Annotated in this window: 15 protein-coding genes; 7 read left to right on the forward strand and 8 right to left on the reverse strand. The window is 28.3% G+C overall.

The window, feature by feature from the left end; genetic code table 11:
- The 6 genes from M3Z80_RS04845 to M3Z80_RS04870 form a co-directional block, all read right to left on the reverse strand.
- Positions 1 to 738: DNA gyrase subunit A (locus M3Z80_RS04845; RefSeq protein ID WP_293918091.1), on the reverse strand; the 738-nt coding region annotated here is incomplete at its 3' end.
- A 47-nt stretch (positions 739 to 785) separates the two neighbouring features.
- Complete coding sequence (locus M3Z80_RS04850) at positions 786 to 1,259, reverse strand: hypothetical protein (protein ID WP_293918093.1); 474 nt, start codon at positions 1,257 to 1,259, stop codon at positions 786 to 788.
- A gap of 54 nt (positions 1,260 to 1,313) precedes the next feature.
- Positions 1,314 to 3,152 (reverse strand): DNA topoisomerase IV subunit B, encoded by a 1,839-nt coding sequence (locus tag M3Z80_RS04855; RefSeq protein WP_293918095.1) that lies wholly within the window; start codon positions 3,150 to 3,152, stop codon positions 1,314 to 1,316.
- 136 nt (positions 3,153 to 3,288) lie between these two features.
- Positions 3,289 to 3,981 carry a hypothetical protein gene (locus M3Z80_RS04860; protein ID WP_293918097.1) on the reverse strand — a complete coding sequence of 231 codons (693 nt, stop codon included), beginning with the start codon at positions 3,979 to 3,981 and terminating at the stop codon, positions 3,289 to 3,291.
- Positions 3,971 to 4,474 carry an RNA polymerase sigma factor gene (locus M3Z80_RS04865; RefSeq protein WP_293918117.1) on the reverse strand — a complete coding sequence of 168 codons (504 nt, stop codon included), beginning with the start codon at positions 4,472 to 4,474 and terminating at the stop codon, positions 3,971 to 3,973. Before M3Z80_RS04865 ends, M3Z80_RS04860 begins: the two co-directional genes overlap by 11 nt.
- 64 nt (positions 4,475 to 4,538) lie before the next feature.
- Positions 4,539 to 5,927, reverse strand: a complete 1,389-nt coding sequence (locus M3Z80_RS04870; RefSeq protein ID WP_293918099.1) for an FAD-binding oxidoreductase — start codon at positions 5,925 to 5,927, stop codon at positions 4,539 to 4,541.
- 146 nt (positions 5,928 to 6,073) lie between these two features.
- On the opposite strand from M3Z80_RS04870, the gene M3Z80_RS04875 reads away from it, so the two are divergent.
- Both M3Z80_RS04875 and M3Z80_RS04880 read left to right on the forward strand, forming a co-directional pair.
- Positions 6,074 to 7,012, forward strand: coding sequence for a FecCD family ABC transporter permease (locus M3Z80_RS04875; protein ID WP_293918102.1), 939 nt, complete (start codon positions 6,074 to 6,076; stop codon positions 7,010 to 7,012).
- 67 nt (positions 7,013 to 7,079) lie between these two features.
- A complete protein-coding gene (locus tag M3Z80_RS04880; RefSeq protein WP_459251439.1) occupies positions 7,080 to 8,015 on the forward strand; it encodes an ABC transporter ATP-binding protein in 936 nt (311 codons plus the stop codon).
- 91 nt (positions 8,016 to 8,106) lie between these two features.
- On the opposite strand, the gene M3Z80_RS04885 is transcribed toward M3Z80_RS04880, so the two are convergent.
- Together M3Z80_RS04885 and surE are read right to left on the reverse strand one after the other, a co-directional pair.
- Entirely contained in the window at positions 8,107 to 9,276 is a 1,170-nt protein-coding gene (locus tag M3Z80_RS04885; RefSeq protein WP_293918106.1) for a MalY/PatB family protein, read from the reverse strand.
- An 813-nt stretch (positions 9,277 to 10,089) separates the two neighbouring features.
- Entirely contained in the window at positions 10,090 to 10,866 is a 777-nt protein-coding gene (surE, locus tag M3Z80_RS04890; protein ID WP_293918108.1) for a 5'/3'-nucleotidase SurE, read from the reverse strand.
- A 109-nt stretch (positions 10,867 to 10,975) separates the two neighbouring features.
- Between surE and M3Z80_RS04895 the strand changes: the two genes are divergently transcribed.
- From M3Z80_RS04895 to M3Z80_RS04915, 5 genes are all read left to right on the forward strand, one after another.
- Positions 10,976 to 13,117, forward strand: a complete 2,142-nt coding sequence (locus tag M3Z80_RS04895; protein ID WP_293918110.1) for a carboxy terminal-processing peptidase — start codon at positions 10,976 to 10,978, stop codon at positions 13,115 to 13,117.
- A 104-nt stretch (positions 13,118 to 13,221) separates the two neighbouring features.
- Positions 13,222 to 15,279 (forward strand): polyphosphate kinase 1, encoded by a 2,058-nt coding sequence (ppk1, locus tag M3Z80_RS04900; RefSeq protein WP_293918111.1) that lies wholly within the window; start codon positions 13,222 to 13,224, stop codon positions 15,277 to 15,279.
- Complete coding sequence (locus M3Z80_RS04905) at positions 15,279 to 16,163, forward strand: Ppx/GppA phosphatase family protein (protein ID WP_366519855.1); 885 nt, start codon at positions 15,279 to 15,281, stop codon at positions 16,161 to 16,163. The genes ppk1 and M3Z80_RS04905 overlap by 1 nt, the downstream gene beginning before the upstream one ends.
- A 377-nt stretch (positions 16,164 to 16,540) precedes the next feature.
- Positions 16,541 to 17,326, forward strand: a complete 786-nt coding sequence (locus M3Z80_RS04910; RefSeq protein WP_293918113.1) for a polysaccharide biosynthesis/export family protein — start codon at positions 16,541 to 16,543, stop codon at positions 17,324 to 17,326.
- Positions 17,327 to 17,338: 12 nt separating this feature from the next.
- On the forward strand, positions 17,339 to 19,747 hold the full coding sequence (locus tag M3Z80_RS04915; RefSeq protein ID WP_293918115.1) for a GumC family protein: 2,409 nt from the start codon (positions 17,339 to 17,341) through the stop codon (positions 19,745 to 19,747).
- Positions 19,748 to 19,857 lie beyond the last annotated feature (110 nt).

Raw genomic sequence — 19,857 nt, forward strand, 5'->3', positions numbered from 1 at the left:
ATTGATGAGAAGCAGTCCTTTTTCTGGATTTGATATTCTTGCCCTGGCTCTAACTTTGCCTCCTCTTTCTCCATCATTATAATTAGCAACATCAATTAATCCACCTGTTTGAAAATCGGGATAAAGGGTAAAAGGTTTTCCTTTTAAAATTGCAATGGATGCATCAATTAATTCTAAAAAGTTATGAGGCAATATTTTTGTAGATAAGCCAACTGCAATTCCTTCAACTCCTTGTGATAAAAGTAAAGGGAATTTTATAGGTAGGTTTTCCGGTTCTTTGTTTCTTCCATCGTAGGAAGGTTTCCATACAGTCGTTTTAGGATTAAAAACAACTTCTAAAGCGAAAGGAGTTAAACGTGATTCAATATAACGGGCAGCTGCAGCACCGTCTCCTGTATAAATATTACCCCAATTTCCTTGCGTATCAATTAAAAGCTCTTTTTGACCTATTTGAACAATTGCATCGGTAATAGCTGCATCTCCATGTGGATGATATTTCATAGTATTTCCCACCACATTAGCTACTTTATTATATCGTCCATCCTCTAATTCTTTCATTGAATGGAGAATTCTTTTTTGAACGGGCTTTAAACCGTCATATATAGAAGGAATGGCTCTTTCAAGAATAACATAAGAAGCATAATCTAAAAACCAATTCTGGTACATACCAGATATTTTTTGTATAGTTTCAGTGTTTCGGTTTTCTTTCTTTACGTTTTCTTGGCTGTTTTCGTTCATTATTTGTTTAAGGCTATTTGTTTAAGGTTTTAAAGTTATTGAAATATTTATTTTTTATTTTCATTAATTACCTTATTCAGAGAAATTCTAATATCTCTTATCTGTTTGGAATTTAAATATGAGATATCAAAATTAACTTTAGATAATCCGGTGTTTACTCGTCTACTGGATATGTAAATTTCCAAAACCTTTTTAAATAGAGGTTTATTTTTTATAGTAAATTTTATTAATTTTCTTTTAGGAAAATCTGAAAGAGATTCTTTCACTAAAAAAGAAATTGGAAGAGATTTTTCATTTTCAAAAATTAAAGTTTCTCCATCGCTATCATACCTAAAGAATGGACATCCTAAATAAGTTAAATAAAGGAGTATAATTAAACTAAATAGTAAAATAAACTCATCACTCTTACCAAAAGCTGGAATGTTCAAATATATAAATATAAAGCTGGTAATAAAGATAATCAGTATAACAATATTAATGATTGCAACTTTATTCTTAGTTTTTGGGTTTTGAAATTTCATAAGAAAGTAGCTTTTAAGTCATTATTCATATACTGTTTTTGTAGTTTAATTGCACTAAAAAGTATCAATTACTAAATTATTAATTATAAATTCTTGCCTCGTTTGCGTATTTTTTCCCATGTAAAAATCTAATAATTCTTCTATGGAAGTATTCTTGCTTAACATGACAGGTTCTAATTTAATATCTTTACCGATGAAATTTTTAAATTCATCAGGAGAGATTTCTCCTAAACCTTTAAAGCGGGTTATTTCGGGATTTTTCCCCAATTCATCAATGGCTTTTAAGCGTTCTTCTTCTGTATAGCAATATCGTGTTTCTTTTTTGTTTCTAACCCTGAATAAAGGAGTTTGAAGTATATACAAATGTCCATTCTTAATTAAATCAGGGAAAAATTGTAAGAAAAATGTAATCATAAGAAGCCTAATATGCATTCCGTCAACATCAGCATCAGTTGCTATGACAACATTATTATATCGTAAGTCTTCTAAACTAATTTCAATATTTAAGGCTGATTGTAGAAGATTGAATTCTTCGTTTTCATATACAATTTTTTTAGTAAGTCCGTAACTGTTTAATGGCTTTCCACGTAAGCTGAATACGGCTTGCGTTTCAACATCTCTACTTTTTGTTATAGACCCAGAGGCTGAATCACCCTCTGTAATAAATATAGTAGTTTCAAGTTTCCGTTGAGATTTTTGATCATTATAATGTTGGCGACAATCTCTTAATTTTTTGTTATGTAAACTTACTTTTTTTGCTCTTTCTCTTGCTAGTTTTTGAATTCCTGAAAGCTCTTTTCGTTCTTTTTCGGAAATTATTATTTTTTTTTGTAATACTTCTGCTACCTCAGGATTTTTATGTAAGAAATTATCTAAGTGCTTTTTTAAAAAATCATTCATAAATGTACGAATCGTAGGTAAATCAGGCCCCATTTCACTACTTCCTAATTTAGTTTTGGTTTGTGATTCGAAAACCGGTTCAATAATTTTAATTGAAACTGCGGCTATTATAGATTTTCTAATATCGGAAGCATCATAATTTTTATTATAGAATTCGCGTATAGTTTTTACAAAAGCTTCTTTAAATGCATTTAAATGAGTTCCTCCTTGAGTTGTATGTTGCCCATTTACGAATGAAAAATAAGCTTCGGATTGTGAACGTTCGCTATGCGTGCAAGCTATTTCTATATCCTCATCTTTTAAATGTATAATGGGATAAATAGTTTCTCCTTCTATGTTGTCTTGAAGAAGGTCTTGTAAACCATTTTCCGAATAATATTCTTCTCCATTAAAGAAAATTTTTAGTCCAGGATTGAGATAGACATAATTTTTAAGCATTTTGTCTATGTATTCTTTTCTAAACTTAAAATTCCCAAATATGGTAGAATCAGGTTCAAAAGAAATTTCCGTACCTTTTCTTTCTTTAGATTCAGTTTCAGGACTTTCGATCGTAATAACTCCTTGTGAAAATTCTGCATATCTGGAAAATCCATCACGAACGGATTTTACTTTGAAATAAGAAGACAATGCATTCACGGCCTTTGTCCCCACACCGTTTAATCCTACAGATTTTTTAAACGCTCTGGAATCATATTTTCCTCCTGTATTCATCTTGGAAACAGCATCTACCATTTTTCCCAGGGGAATTCCTCTTCCGTAGTCTCTTATTTTTATAATATTATTTTCAAGGTGAAGATCAATTTTTTTTCCGGCTCCCATTACATATTCATCAATGGAATTATCTATAATCTCTTTTAAGAGAATATAAATACCATCGTCCGGAGAAGAGCCGTCACCTAATTTCCCAATATACATTCCAGGACGGATACGTATATGCTCCTGCCATTCGAGAGTTTTGATATTATCCTCGGTATATTGAGTATTTTGATTCATATCCTTATCAATAAAAAAATATGTGCAAAAATACGATTTTTAACTTATAATAAAAAATAAGAAACAATTTGAATATTGTATGTGGTTTTATAAAAAATTTTCCTACGTATCTCTCTCTTTTATACTGTTTATAAAATTAATTATCATCTATTTCTAATTTTTTTATTTCGTTGAGATTTTTCTTTAAATTTCTAAGTAAAATACCATATATCAAAAGATAATATGCTATAATAATTAAAAATAATATTATACAAACGATGATAAATACTAATATATTATTAGGATATGTTAAGTTGAGACGAATTTTATCTATATTCAAAATATTGGAAGGTTTGAAAATTGAATCTAATCTTTTTCCATACATAAATTCATAAAAACCTGTTAATATAAGTATAATTATTCCAAGCAAAATATTTATAAATATAAACCAGTTTACACTTTTTCTAAATTTAAGAATATTATTAATTAAATTTTTAGTGGAATAAAGTAAATTAATTTTTTTATAACATCTATAGAAATAAAATATAAATCCAATAGATGTAATTAAGTTAAAATAGACGAGCAATCGGCTTATATGATAATTTCGAATATATACATTCAAAGCTTCACCTCCTAAGTTGGGTATGATGAGATCCATATCTGCTGCTGTGAAAAGGAGAGAGGTCATTAGAATTATAAATTCGATAACACTTATAATAACTATGTATTTGACATTATTACGAGATTTTTTGTTTAACATCAATAGTAGTTCTGCTTGAGAATATTGATTGGTATCATCTTGTTTTTGCCATGATTTTTTTAAGCTGTCTATATCCAATTCATTCTTCATTTTTATTCATTATTTCTTTTAATTTGGTTTTAACACGATTCATCTTTACGCGTGCATTAACTTCTGTGATACCTAATGTCTCAGAAATTTCTCTATAAGATAAATCTTCTAGATATAATAAAACTAGTGCTCGTTCAATTTCAGATAATTGTTTGATAGCATCATAAAGTCTATTAATTTGTTCTTGCTTTTCACTGAAATCATCATTTTCGGAGATTTTATACAGAGTATTGTCTAGCTCTTGCGTGTTGATAGTTTTGGTTGACTTCCTAAAAAGAGTAATTGCTGTATTTAGTGCAACTCTATACATCCATGTTGTGAATTTAGAATTTCCTTGAAAACTTTTATAAGATTTCCAAAGTTGTAATAGAATTTCTTGAAATAAATCTTGAGAATCATCATCATTATTTGCATATATCCTGCAAACTTTATGAATGATTCCCTGATTTTTTTCAATTAATTTCGAAAATTCTAATTCGACTTTTTTCACTATTTTGTTTATTAAATTATAAGTATTTACATTAAAAATTTGGTAATATAAATAGTATTTCTTTTAATTAATCGGGAATTAATTTTCCAGGATTCATAATATTATTAGGATCTAATGCTTTTTTAATGTTTTTTTGTATTTGAAGGTTTGCTTCCGAAAAAACAATGGTAAGAAAAGATTTTTGGAGCATTCCAATGCCATGTTCTCCGGATATTGTGCCTCCTAGTGTATGGATGTATTTGAATAATTCGTTAAGCATAGCGTGTATGACAGGGTTCTGATAGGAATTTTTATAAACCGGATGGTTGAATCGTATGTGTAAATTACCATCTCCTGCATGCCCGTAACATACCACTTTAGCATTATTTTTTTCTGCTAATTGATGAGCAAATTTTATGAGTTGCGGTAATTTAGCTCTTGGTACTACCGTATCTTCCTCAATGGTGTATCCATTTGCTTTTACAATTTCAGCAGCTTTTCTTCGTATTTCCCATAAACGATTTTTATCTGTATCATTATCGGCATAATAAATTTCTTCGGTAGGATATTTATCAACTACGGATATAGTTTTTTCTACCAGCGGTAAAAGCTCATCTTGCGATTCGCCGTCGTAACAAATTAGTAAATGGGCCTGAACATTTTCTTGTAATAAAATTGAGTTATCCTTTAGGTGTAAAAGCACTTGTTCGAGTGCATTTCTTTCCATAAGTTCAAGAGAGCAAGGAGAAAGTCCATTATTAAATATTTCGGTTACGGCTCTTGCAGAATCTTCCAGGTTATGAAACGGTATAAGAAGTGTTATATCTGTTTTAGGTTTTGTAAGAACTTTTAATACTGCTTTAGTTACTATGCCTAAGGTACCTTCACTACCTATAAACAATTGAGTAAGGTTATAACCGGTAGAATTTTTAAGTGTGTTGGCTCCTGTCCATATAATTTCCCCATTGGGAAGGACTACTTCCAAATTTAATACTGCGGCGGATGTAACACCATATTTTACTGCTCGTAATCCTCCAGCATTAGTTGCTATATTACCACCTATGTATGAACTTCCCCAGCTTGATGGATCCGGCCCATAAAATAATCCGTAGGGTTCTAATGCCTGTTGTAGATGATAATTGATGACACCGGCTTCAACGGTTACTTGAAAATTTTGAATATCTATATTAATAATCTTATTTAACCTTTCCATGGATAAGATTATTCCTCCATGTATAGCCAAAGCCCCACCCATAAGCCCCGTTCCGGCTGACCGCGTTGTTATAGGTAAATTTTTTTCATTGCAGAATTTAACAATTTGTGAAATCTGATCTGTGTTTTTAGGCTTGACGACTAATAATGGTTTGAATCTTAAGTTTTCAGTATGATCGTAAGAATAATACTCAAGACTTTCTTCGTCATATATACAATGTTCTGTTCCTAATAATTTCTGAAAAAAATCAATATAATCGGGCATAAGAGTTATAAATTCACTGCAAAAGTACTAATTTGATTACATAATCTTATAAATTATCAGTAATAAAAGATGTGGTTATTTTTATATTTGTATTTATGTTTACCAAAAGATTCTTATTGCTTATAATTTTACTTGTGATATGCTGTATGGTTTTATTTTTGGTTAATTTATTGACCGGCTATGAAAATATAACTTTACATGATCTTTTTTTTGCCGAGGAAGAAACTAAAAATTTAATTATATCTTATCGTCTTAATAGATCTTTAGCGGTTGTTTTAGCAGGTATATCTCTACCGGTAAGCGGATTTTTATTGCAAGAATTATTTAAGAATCCATTAGCAGAGCCTTCTGTATTAGGTATTACTTCGGCATCAGCTCTTGCAGTGGCATTGATGATTTTTTGCGGAGGAACTATTTTTTTTATTAATTATCAATGGCTGAGCGGTTGGTTAGTTATAGCGTGTGCTTTTGTGGGTGCATTATTTGCTTCAATATTGCTGTTATTTATGGCTAAGGGGATAAATAGTATTTCTACTTTTATTATTATTGGATTTCTTTTATCTTCCTTTTGCGGATCTTTAATTAGCATCTTACAATTTTATTCCCAATCGGAGTCTTTAAAACAATATGTATTTTGGTCTTTCGGTTCTTTTGAGGGGTTATCTAGGGTGCAAATTTTTGTTTATGCTATCTGTACTATTGTTGGACTTTTTGCAGCTTTTTTATCGGTAAGAAAGTTAATAGGTTACTTAATGGGTGAAGAATATGCAAAGGTTTTAGGGGTAAACTTGACACATCTTAAAATTACTGTTTTGATAGCTGTTTGTTTTCTTACCGGAAGTACAACTGCAATGTTGGGACCTATTGTATTTGTTGGTATTATAATACCTCATTTTTGTAGGCAAATAGGAAATCCTTCAGCATTATGGATACAGATTATCTTAAATATTTTGGTAGGGAGTAAATTTATGTTGTTGATTAACCTTATTATGATTTATACGCAATTGCCTGTAAATATTCTTTCATCTTTGATTGGTGTACCTACTATATTGTTTATAATTTTAAAAGACAGAATTAATAATTAAACCTTTGAAAACAAAAACTAAAACTGTATTAAGATTAGAAAATCTTTCAATCGGATATCGATCGCCGATTCTTAGTAATATTAATACATCCATAAAAAAAGGAGAAATATTATTGCTTACAGGTAAAAATGGTTGTGGTAAAACAACTTTATTAAAGACAATTTATGGAGAAATTCCCTTATTAAAAGGCAATATAATAATTGAGGAAAAAAATGTATCTGAAATTTCAAATAATGAAATTGCAAGATATATTGCGGTAGTACTTTCTAAAGCTCTCAATAATCCAAATTTGCGAGTCTTTGATTTAATCATTTTAGGTAGATATCCGTATAAAACTTGGTATCAACGACTTTCGAAAAAAGAGATGGAAACTATTGAGCATGTTATTCATATTTTAGGGTTGCATAACTATAAAGAGTATAACATTAATAAACTGTCCGATGGTAATTTGCAAAAAGTTATGATTGCTAGAGCATTAGTACAGGATAGTCCTTTGTTAATACTAGATGAACCAACTTCTCATTTAGATATGGAAAATAAGTTGGAATTGATGAAAATAATTAGAAATTATGCTAATGAAAAGGAAAAAGCAATTTTATTTACCTCTCATGATCTGGCACTGGGTCTAACAGTTTCGGATAAATTATGGTTTATTAAAGATAGTGTCTTATATGCAGGGTATACTGAAGATATTGCTAAAAATCATAATATATTTAATTATTTTGTTACAGGTGATATGTTTTTTAATTATCAAACAAACGAATATAACTTTTTGTATTCCGATAAAAAGAAGGAGGTACAATTAATAGGAAATTCACAGGCAATGTATTGGTTGAAAAAGGCTCTGGTAAAAAATCAATATACTATTTCTGATCAAGCGCCTATTCGTATATCAGAAAAAAAATCCATATATCATTTAATTGATAAAAATGAAACAATATACACTTTTACATTTATTGAAGAGCTTATAAATTTTCTACGTTTTCATTCATTCAATAAATAGAAGGAGCAAATAATAATTCAATTTGGTAAATCAGGGAATTATTATTGATGAAATATTATAAGGTTTTTACGCTTGTTTTTTATTTAACGAATTAATTTAACGCATTCACTAATTGTTTTATAGCTTTTTCCAATGTTGAACGAGGACATCCTACATTCATTCTCATAAATCCATTTCCTTCTTTTCCAAACATGGCACCATCATTTAATGCTAAATGGGCTTTATTTATAAATAATGAATTTAATTCTTTTTGAGAAAGTTTTAATTCTCTACAATCCAGCCAGATAAGAAATGAAGCTTCGGGAATTATAACTTTAATTTTTGAAGAATGTGTTTTAAGATATTCATCAACAAATTTTATATTTTCTTCAATATATGTCTTTAACTCATTCATCCATTCTTCGCCTTTTTCATAAGCTACTTGTAAAGTTAAATAGGAAAATATACTCCCTTGATTAAGTTCATTAGAGATTAAATATTGATGGTAACGTTCTCTTAAATTTTTATTTTTTATAATAGAGTAGGAGGTAACTAATCCTGCAATATTAAATGTTTTAGAAGGTGCATTTAATGTAATGCTATTTTGTTCTGCTTCATTAGAAACAGTTGCGAAAGGAGTATGTTTATTTCCATTAAGTACCAAGTCCGAATGTATTTCGTCTGAAACTACCAATATATTATTTTTAGAACAAATTTCAGCTAGTTTTTTCAATTCATCTTTATTCCAAACTCTACCTCCGGGATTGTGCGGATTAGATAATAACAATAGTTTGCATTTATCAGTTATAATTTTTTCCAATCCTTCAAAATCCATTTTGTATTGATTCCCATCTAAAATTAATGGATTATTAACCACTTCTCTTTCATGGAGCTGGGTGACGATTCTAAAGGGATGATAAACCGGAGGTTGTATTATAACTTGATCTCCTTTTTCAGTAAAAACGTCTATTATAAAAGCAATTCCTTTAACAATACCAGGTAAATAGCTAATCTCTTCTTTATCTATTTTCCATTGATGTTGTTTCCATTGCCAATTAATAATTGCCTGGAAATATTCTTTAGAAACAAAAGGATACCCGAATATACCGTTTTTTGATCTTTCAATCATAGTCTCAACTAATTCCGGAGGAGATTGAAAATCCATATCGGCAACCCAAAGTGGTATTAAATCATCTCTACCAAACCTTTCTTTTAAAACACCAAACTTTAAAGAATCAGTATTTTTTCTCTCTATGATTTGATCAAAATTATATTTAGTCATTTTCTATTATTTATACAAAAATATGAGTTTTATTTAAATTTTTATCAGAAAAATTATTTGATTTTATCTTGTGCAAAATTGTTGATCAATAATAATCTATTTTTTATCTTAATATAGTTTTAAATAATATTATTTTATGATAACGGTTAAACAAATGTAAAATGATTTAATTATATAAAAATGATAAATTTTAAACGTTATGAATTTGATTTATGTAAATTAAAATGAAAATTTAAATCATGAGTTTAGATTATTTTGTTAAGCTTTTTTCAGTTTCATTTAATATTTTTTTCTTTTGACTTATTTATTTCATATCAAATCCAGATGAAATAATACATAGAACGTTTATTGAAGATAAATTTATTTCAACAATGAATCGGTTGATTGAGAATAAAATAAAAAATATGGATAATCTCAACATTAAATTTATCGCCTAACTTACTAAAATTTTGGTATCCGATTTATCGGAAAAATTTGTTGATAGTTTTATGGACACTTATATTCATGTAATAAGATTATGGTTATTTTTCAACAATAGAAATAAATTGCGGAAATGATTGGATGACTATAGGTATGGGGGTATTGAATAGAATATTTTTATTTCCAAAAGCTGAAAGGAACTTGAAACATTAGAAATCAATACAAAAATTAATGATTGTATGGAGTATTTTACTTTTTATTATTTAAAAAAGCAAATAATATTACGCCTGCTATGGCAAAAATACAAATTCCAATAACGACTATCATATATTAATCAATTACTTTCTTTTATTACATTTCAATATATTGAATTTATAGTAGAAATAAATTTAATTATTTCAATTCAAAATTCCATTGTTTTATTTTTTCAATAAAATGAAAAGCTGTTAGATCAAATTGTACCGGAACAATGCTTATATAATTATTATTCAACGCCCATTCATCTGTGTCATCCCCCTTATCCATATTACACCATTTCCCGGTCATCCAATAATACGTTTTTCCTTTAGGATCAATTCTACGTTCAAATTCTTCATTCCAATGAGCATTTGCCTGTCTACAAATTTTAATACCATGGATTTCTTTTTCTTCCGCTTTAGGAATATTCACATTTAAAACTATTCCCTCAGGTAAACCATTTTTTAAAATATTTTCACAAATAGATTTAATGTATTTTCTTGCAGCCTTAAAATTAGCTGTATCCGAAAAATCACAGAGAGAAAATCCTACTGAAGGTATTCCTTCAATTCCACCTTCAATAGCAGCAGACATAGTTCCTGAATAAATTACATTAATTGAGGAATTAGAGCCATGATTAATGCCAGAAACACATATATCTGGTTTTCTTGGTAATAGTTGATCGACGGCTAATTTTACACAATCAACGGGTGTTCCGCTACAAGCCCATTCTCTTTGAGTATCATTTTCAATAAATATTTTTTCGGCTCGAATAGTGGAATGAATGGTTACAGCATGTCCCATTCCACTTTGCGGTTTATCTGGAGCAACTACATAGACTTCCCCAAGTTCTTTCATTATATCAATGAGCTCACGAATGCCAGGGGCGTGAATCCCATCATCATTGGTTACTAATATTAAAGGCTTTTCCATTGAATTTTAATAATATTTCAAAATTTATAACAAAACTAAGATTTTTCCTTGTAAAAATATATTATCTTTGAATTTATTTTTTAAAATTATAAATAATATACATAACCCGATGCTTAATTTAAAAAAAACCTGGATATTTTTATCTCTATGTTCCATGAGTCTATTGGTGTTTTGCTTTAATGCTTCTTCTCAGGACGATAGGGAAAAGGAAATATTTAAAAGAGTTAAAGAAGTACTGCTTTACAGTTATTCACCTAAGGATTTAGATATATCTTATTCAAAGGATGTTTATAAAAAATATATAGAAGATTTAGATCCTTTCAAAAGGTATTTTTTAGAATCAGATATGGAGGAATTTTCTAAATATAAAGATAAAATGAGTGATATGTTTATTAGAAATGATGTATCATTTTATCATTTGAGTATTGATCGTTTGTATAAAAGGATTAATGAAACTGAAGAATATGTAAATGATATTTTTAGTAAGCCAATAACTTTTACTAATGACGATTATTTTTATACCGATGATAAAAAAAGAAAATTTCCTAAGAATAAAGATCAGGCAAAACAATATTGGAAGTCATATATAAAATATCGAATTTTACAAGAAATATTTAACGGTCAAAAAGAGAAAGATAGTATAAATGACGTTAAGGAGTTATTAGAGAATTCTGATAAAGATAAAGACTCTAAAAAATTAAATAAGGCTAAAACTAAAGAAGAATTACAAAAGGAATCTGTTAAAAAAGTCCAAGAAAATTTATCAGAATATTTTAGGCAGGTAAAGTTGAGAAAAAAATCGGATTTATTCTCCATTTTTGTAAATGCTTATACGGAAGTATTTGACATTCATACAACTTATTTTTCACCAAAAGATAAAGAAAACTTTAATTCGTCCATGAGCGGTAAAATAATTGGTATCGGAGCTACCTTACAAGATGTTAAAGGATATCCAACAATTAGAGAATTGGTAATAGGCGGTCCAGCATGGAAATCTAAAGAAATTGAAGCAGGAGATAAAATTATCAAAGTACAACAAGGCAAGAAAGGAACCCCAATTAGTGTTGTAGGAATGTTGTTAGATGATGCCATTCGATTAATAAGAGGTGAAGAAAAAACTACTGTTGTATTAACTATTGAAAAAAAAGACGGAAGTACAAAAACGGTTTCATTAGTAAGGGAAGAAATTGAAATTCAGGAAACCTTTGTTAGAAGCGCTATTATTACTGACGATAAAGGGAATAAATTTGGTATATTGTACTTACCCGAATTTTATGTAAACCTGGAAAATAACAGTAAGGGGCGAGATTGTTCCGATGATGTCAAAAAGGAAATTCTTGAATTGAAAAAACAGGGTATTATTGGATTAATTATGGATGTTAGAAATAATGGCGGAGGTTCACTTTCCGAAGTTGTGGATATAGCCGGTTTATTTGTAGGTAAAGGCCCTGTGGTACAAGTTAAAGATGCAAGCGGAGAAATTAAAGTTTTGAAAAGTAAAGAAAAAGATATTGTATGGGATGGTCCTTTAATTTTAATGACTAACGAACTTTCAGCCTCTGCTTCTGAAATTCTTGCCGGCGCAATGCAGGATTATAAACGAGCAGTTGTAGTCGGTCCTTTACAAACGTATGGTAAAGGTACTGTACAAACTATTATTCCTTTAAATAGATTTGGTATGGAAGATGATAAATTCGGAGCTTTAAAAATAACGATTCAAAAATTCTATAGAATAAACGGTAGTTCTACACAATTGAAAGGGGTAACTTCAGATATTATCATCCCTGGTATTTTTTCTTATTCCGATATATTTGAAAAATCACAAGAGTTCGCCTTACCTTGGGATCAAATTCCTTCTACTAAATACACAATTTGGCAAGGTACTCCTAAAATTGATTATCAATATTTAAAGTCACAGAGTGAAGAGAGATTAAAAGGAAGTACTTATATTTCATCTATAGAGAAAGCCGGTAAATGGACTAAAGAATTAGATAAAATAGATAAAATTCCTCTTAAATATGAAAAATTTATGCAGGAAATGACTAAAAGAAGAGATCAAGGAAAAATATTTGAAAAGGAAACAAATTTCGATGCCAAAATAAAAGTTGAAGCTCCTGATTATGAACTCGTCAAATTTAAAACAGATACTGTCCTAAAGGCTAAACGGGAAGATTGGTATAAGGGAATGAAAAAAGATTTTAACCTTAGAGAATCTGTTAACGTTTTAAATGATATGATTAGCAGAAAATAATAGAATAATGTCAAAACAATCCATAAATTTTATGGATTGTTTTTTTTAATCCGTTTGATAATAAAGTAAATTTTCAATTATATAATATATCAAATTTTTAAGTCATGGATAAATCCAATTATCGTTACATTAATAGAGAAATAAGTTGGCTTAAATTTAATTCTCGAGTGCTTCAAGAGGCAATGGACAAGAAAAATCCTTTATTGGAAAGATTACGTTTCTTAGGAATATATTCGAATAATTTGGATGAATTTTATAAAGTGAGATATGCTTATATAGCAAGAATGGTTCAATTCAATAGGAAATATAATAATATAGTTGAAAATCAGGAAGATGTTAACCTGTTGGAAGAAATTAATATGACGGTTGCTCATCAACAAGAAAAATATGATAAATTATATGAACAAATAATTAGAGAGCTGGCAAAAGAAAAAACTTTATTAGTAGATGATAAGACTTTGCCTGAGTCTTTAAAATCTTATGTTCAAGATTTTTTTGAAAATAAACTAAGTCATAATTTAACTATCTTATATTGGAAAGAAGGTGATAAAACCATTAATCTTAGAGACAATGTTTTTTACTTAATAGTTACCATGACTAAAAAGAATGGTAATCAACAATATGCCCTCATTGAAGTTCCTTCAGATAGATTTTCTCGATTTTTAGTTTTACCGGATATTAATGATAAACATTATGTTATATTCTTGGAAGATATAATTCGCTATCACTTAAAAGATATTTTCCAGTTTTTTAAGTTTGAAACTATTGAAGGAAAATCTATAAAATTAACAAAGGATGCTGACCTATCCATTGATAATGATGTGCAAGTTAGTTATGTAGATAGTATAGCTGTAGCTCTAAAAGAGAGATTAAAAGGGTTGCCCGTTCGCTTAGTATATGATAAAACTATTGATTCCAAAACTCTTCGTTTCCTGAAGAAAATGTTCGATCTAGATGAATTTGATAGTTTGGCGCCTGGAGGTAAATATCATAATAAAAAAGATTTTATGAAGTTTCCTACTTTAGGTAGAAAAGATCTTGAATATAAAAAAATTGAACCGGTAATTCCTAAAATTTTAAAAGGAGAAAAAAATTATTTTAAAGCATTTGCCAAAGAAGATACTTTATTATATGCTCCATATTATGATTATTCTGTTTTTTTAAAATTTTTAAGAGGGGCAGCTATAGATCCTAAAGTAAAAAAAATAAAGATAACCATTTACAGAGTAGCTAGTGATTCTCAAGTTCTAAGCGCAATTCTTAATGCAGCAAGGAATGGAAAAGAAGTAACTGCAGTCTTAGAACTTAGAGCGAGATTTGATGAAGCTCATAATATAAAATGGTCAAAACAACTTCAGGATGAGGGAGTAAAAGTTATTTTTGGAGTCCCAGGTTTAAAGGTTCATTCTAAAATAGGAATTGTTGAAAGAGAACCTCAAAGGGGTGCTGCAACTAAATATGCATTTATATCAACAGGAAATTTTCATGAAGGAACAGCAAGATTGTATACAGATTTTACACTTTTTACAGCTAATGAAGTTATTGTAAAGCAAGTAGATCAAGTATTTGATTTTTTTAATGCGAATTATTTAGTTAAGCATTATAAGGATATTGCTGTAAGTCCATGGGGAATTCGTCGTAAATTAATTTTAGGTATCGAACGGGAAATAAAAAATAAAAAAAGCGGTTTGCCTGCACAAATTAATATCAAGGTAAATAGCATATGCGATAAGGAAATAATAGATCATTTATATGAAGCAAGTAAAGAGGGAGTGGAAGTTCGAATGGTAGTCAGAGGAATTTGCTCAATAATCCCTCAAGTTCCAGGACTAAGTGATAATATAAGAATAATTAGTGTTGTAGATAAATTTTTAGAGCATCCAAGGGTATATTGGTTTAAAAATGGAGGTGATGATTTGATATATATTTCTTCAGCAGATATTATGGCAAGAAATTTAGATCATAGAGTTGAAGTTGCTTGTCCGGTAAGCAGTTTAAAAAATAAACAAGAAATCATGAAGATTTTCGAACTTGGTTTTAATGATAATGTTAAAGGACGTTTGATTAAAGAAGGTTTTGAAGAACCTTATCAAAAAAATAGAAAAAGAAGAAACCGTTCTCAAGAAACCATTTATCAATATATTAAAGAGTTAAATAAATAATGAATATAGCAACGTATGCCGCCATAGATATAGGTTCCAATGCAGTTAGACTACTCATAAATACCATTTATGATAACAAAGGAACCATAACATTTAATAAAACAAGTTTAGTACGTGTACCTATTAGATTAGGTCAAGATGTTTTTACTGATAAAAAAATATCTAAGAAAACAATGATTAGATTAAATGAGGCTATGACGGCTTATAAACTCTTAATGAATGTATATAATGTTGATAAATATAGAGCTTTTGCAACTTCAGCTATGAGAGAAGCTTCTAATTCGAAGGAAGTTATAGATTTTATAAAAGACAAAAGTGGAATTAAAATAGATATTATATCTGGAGAGGAGGAAGCTAGGATTATATTTAGCTCGGAACTTAAAAATTTTCTCAATTCGGATAATTATTATTTATTTGTAGATGTAGGGGGGGGGAGTACGGAAATATCATTGTTAAATAAAGGTAAAGTGCTAGATAGTCAGTCTTTTCCAATTGGTACGGTGAGGTTGTTGGATAAAAAGGTTGATGAAAATTATCTTATAAATGTTATTAAACCTTGGGTAATGAAAATAACTGATAGAAAATCTGTAGATCTAATAGGTTCGGGAGGAAATATTAATTTTATATTTAAAAACTCCGGAAAAAAAGAAGGTAAATTTCTTTCTGCCTCCTATATACATCAAAAATATGAATTATATAAGAAATTAACTTATGAAGAAAGAATTGAAAAATTTAATATGAAACCAGATAGAGCTGATGTAATTGTACCTGCCCTGTTAATATATAGTTCAATAATGAAATTCGCTCATTCAACGCGTATCCATGTTCCTAAAATTGGAGCTGCCGATGGAATGATAAATTTAATGTATAAAACAAAAAAATAAATAATAAAATTTAATATATTTATTTTATATTTATAGTTTTATAAATATAAAATAACATATGTTTTTTTAATTTTATTAATCTTTTTATTATAAGAATTAATATTAATATATATGCTTTTTTTGTATAAATTATAGAAAATTTAGCTTAAAAGTTAAAATATATTTTGAAATTATTAATAAAATAAACTATTTTTGGCTTCCTAAAATAAGATATATGCTTTTTAAGAGATTTATATTATATTTATTAATGAATAATTATTGATAAAATACAGGTTGTTTGCAAATATTAAAATATATTGAGTAAAAAAATGTCCTTAATCATTCTAAATATATCTATTTATTTTTCAAATATATTGAAAGTTATAAACTAATAAAAGATGAAAAAAACTAGTTCTTATTTGGTTTCTTTACTAATTTTGTTTTTAATTTTTAGCTTAATATCTTGTGCTTCAAAAAAAAATCTTTATTATTTCCAAGGAGATGAGACGATTTTAAATGAGGTTTATAAATATACTCCAACATTGAAACCGGATGATATGCTAATTATAACAGTTTCAGCATTAGATTTAGAATCAACATTACCATTTAATCAACAAAGTCCATATAATACAAATGCTTCCGGTTCAGAAAGCATAACATCAACGAATCCGCGATTAAAAACATATTTAATCGATGAAAATGGGGAAATTGATTTTCCAGTTCTTGGAAAAATAAAATTAGGGGGATTAACTCGATCTCAAGCTATGGATTTTATGAGGAACAAATTGAAAGTCTATATAAAAGATCCTTCAGTAAATATACATATTTCAAATTTTAGAATTACAGTTTTAGGTGAAGTATCGAAACCGGGGACATATACACTTTCCAATGAGAAAATTACTTTATTGGAAGCACTAGGGTTAGCTGGTGATCTAACCATATATGGTAAAAGAAAAGATATTATTGTAATTCGTGATAAAGATGGAAAAAAGATATTTACACATGTTGATTTGACATCTAATGAACTTTTTAAATCTCCGGTTTATTATTTATCTCAAAATGACGTGATTTACGTTCATCCTAATGGAGCAAAAACTAACTCTTCAGCGTATAGCGCAACTACCTCTGTTTTTATATCTTTAGCGGGGATAATCATTTCGGTTATATCTGTTCTTACACGTTAATAAGTTTATATTATGGAAAAAAATGCTAAAAGCTCATATTCGGAAAATGAAGAAGAATTAGACGTAAAAGAAATAGCTTTATATTTCTTAAGATATTGGAGATGGATAATCCTTTCAATGATTTTAGCAACCGGATTAGGATATTTATATCTACTATTTACTCCAAAAAAATATCTGTCAGAGTCTAAAATACTTATAAATACCGGCAATCATGAAAATTTGATCATATCAGGTTTAACTAATAATATGTCTGATTTTTCCGATTTATCAACTAGTAAATTAGATGATTGGATAGAGATGTTAAAATCGCGTAGATTGGTTTCTAAAGTTATTGATAAGTTAGATCTTAATGTACAATACAATGAAAAAAAAGGTTTTATATCTAAAAATATATATAAAGAGGATGCAAGTGTTTATATAAAATTTGTTGATGAAAAATCCAAGTTTTTAATAAACAAATCGATATATCTTGAGGTTACTGTTAATAAAAATAATCAATTTATTTGTAAAGATATTACAACTACAGAAACGATCAAAGGCAATTTTGGTGAGCCGGTTAAATTTGCATTTGGAGAAATAATTTTCCTACGTAATCCATTATCAGAATCTGGAGATAAAATTTTTATAACAATCAAACCACTTATCGAAGCTACTTTAAGCTATATTAATTCTATTGAAGTAGAAATTGCTTCCAAGAATGGAAATATAATAAATTTAGGTTTGAAAAGTATTTTGCCTGAAAATGCTAATAAAGTAATTGATCTTTTAGTTACACAATTGCAAGAGGATATTATTGACGATAAAGTTAAAATAGGTCAAAATACAATATCATTTATAAATGACAGATTATCATTAATCTCAAAAGATTTGAGCTCTACAGATGATAACATGGAAAAATATAAATCAGGTAAAAAAATAGTTGATGTAGAGACAGAAGGCCGAAAAGAAGTTAATGAATCTTTGAGATTAGAGGAACAATTAAAGCAATACTCCATACAATTAAATTTAATTGATTACATGGAAAACTTTATCTCTTCCAATAATAATTCTTTACTACCTTCAAACATTGGACTTACAGATGCTTCATTGATTTCAGCCACACATGAATTTAATAAATTAGTACTTGAAAGAGATAAATTGCTAAAAAGTTCAACCGATGAAAACCCTATGGTAAAAAATTTAGATATACAGATTCGTGATTATAATAATAATTTGAAACAAAGTTTAAGAAATTATAAAAATTCTACAAGCATTGCAATTGGAAATTTGCAAAAGCAAATAGGGCAAGTTACAAATAAGATTTCAGAATTACCAGCTAAAGAAAGAGGTTTTAAAGATATTTTTAGAAAACAACAAACTATAGAAGCATTATATTTATTATTACTAAAGAAAAGAGAAGAAACAGAAATTGCAACGGCCTCAACTCCAAATGTAGTAAAAATTGTAGATAAAGCATTTTATTCTAAAACACCAGTTTATCCGAAGTCCGTAATTATTATTTTTATATCGGCTATGATAGGATTGATTATTCCTATGGGAATTATATACTTATTTTTCTTTTTTGATGATAAAATTAAATCAAAAAAAGATATAGAAAAATTTGTTGATAATTTACCTTTTATAGGATATTTACCTAAAGCAGATACTAATACGGGTATAGTTGATATTCAAAGTATTAATTCCTCTTCTGCCGAGGCATTTAGAATATTGCGTACTAACGTTAATTTTTTACTTGCTAATAATGAATCCCTTACAAAATGTGTTTACATTACATCAATAATAAGTGGAGAAGGAAAAACATTTGTATCAATAAATTTAGCATTTACATTAGCTTTAGCTAATAAAAAAATATTGTTAATTGAGGCTGATATTCGTAAGCCTAAAGTTAGAGATAATCTAGGTATTTTAGGTAAATATGAAGGTATTTCTGAATATTTATCAATGAATGGTGAAGATGAAGACTTTGATTTTTTATCATCTAAGATAATACAGGCTACTTACCCATTTATTAAACAATTTGCTACACCTTTAAATGTTGATATACTTCCTTCGGGAAAAATTCCTCCTAATCCTGCTGAATTATTAATGAACGGGAGATTTGCTCATATTATTGAATATGGGCGTAAAAATAATTATGACTATGTTATTGTGGATACACCTCCAGTAGGGGTAGTAACAGACACTCTATTAATAAATAATTATTCTGATTTAGTTGTGTTTTTAATACGTGCGAATTATTTGAAAAAGAAATTGTTAGAAACTTTAGCTCAACTTATAAAAGATGGTAAATTTAATGATCATAAAACAGCTATATTAATTAACAATGTAGATTCAAAAGGTGGAGATGAATATGGACATAAATATGGTTATTCTGAAGAAAAAAATATATGGTTTAGAAAAATTGTTAAAAAATATATATAATATAGCTTAAAATATTATTATTTTTTTATAATTATAAGAGCTATTAGAAACTGACTACTAATTTATAATTAATGCATAATAATAAACGTATAATAAAAAATACGCTTTTT

Source organism: Apibacter sp. (assembly GCF_025291155.1).
Taxonomy (GTDB): domain Bacteria; phylum Bacteroidota; class Bacteroidia; order Flavobacteriales; family Weeksellaceae; genus Apibacter.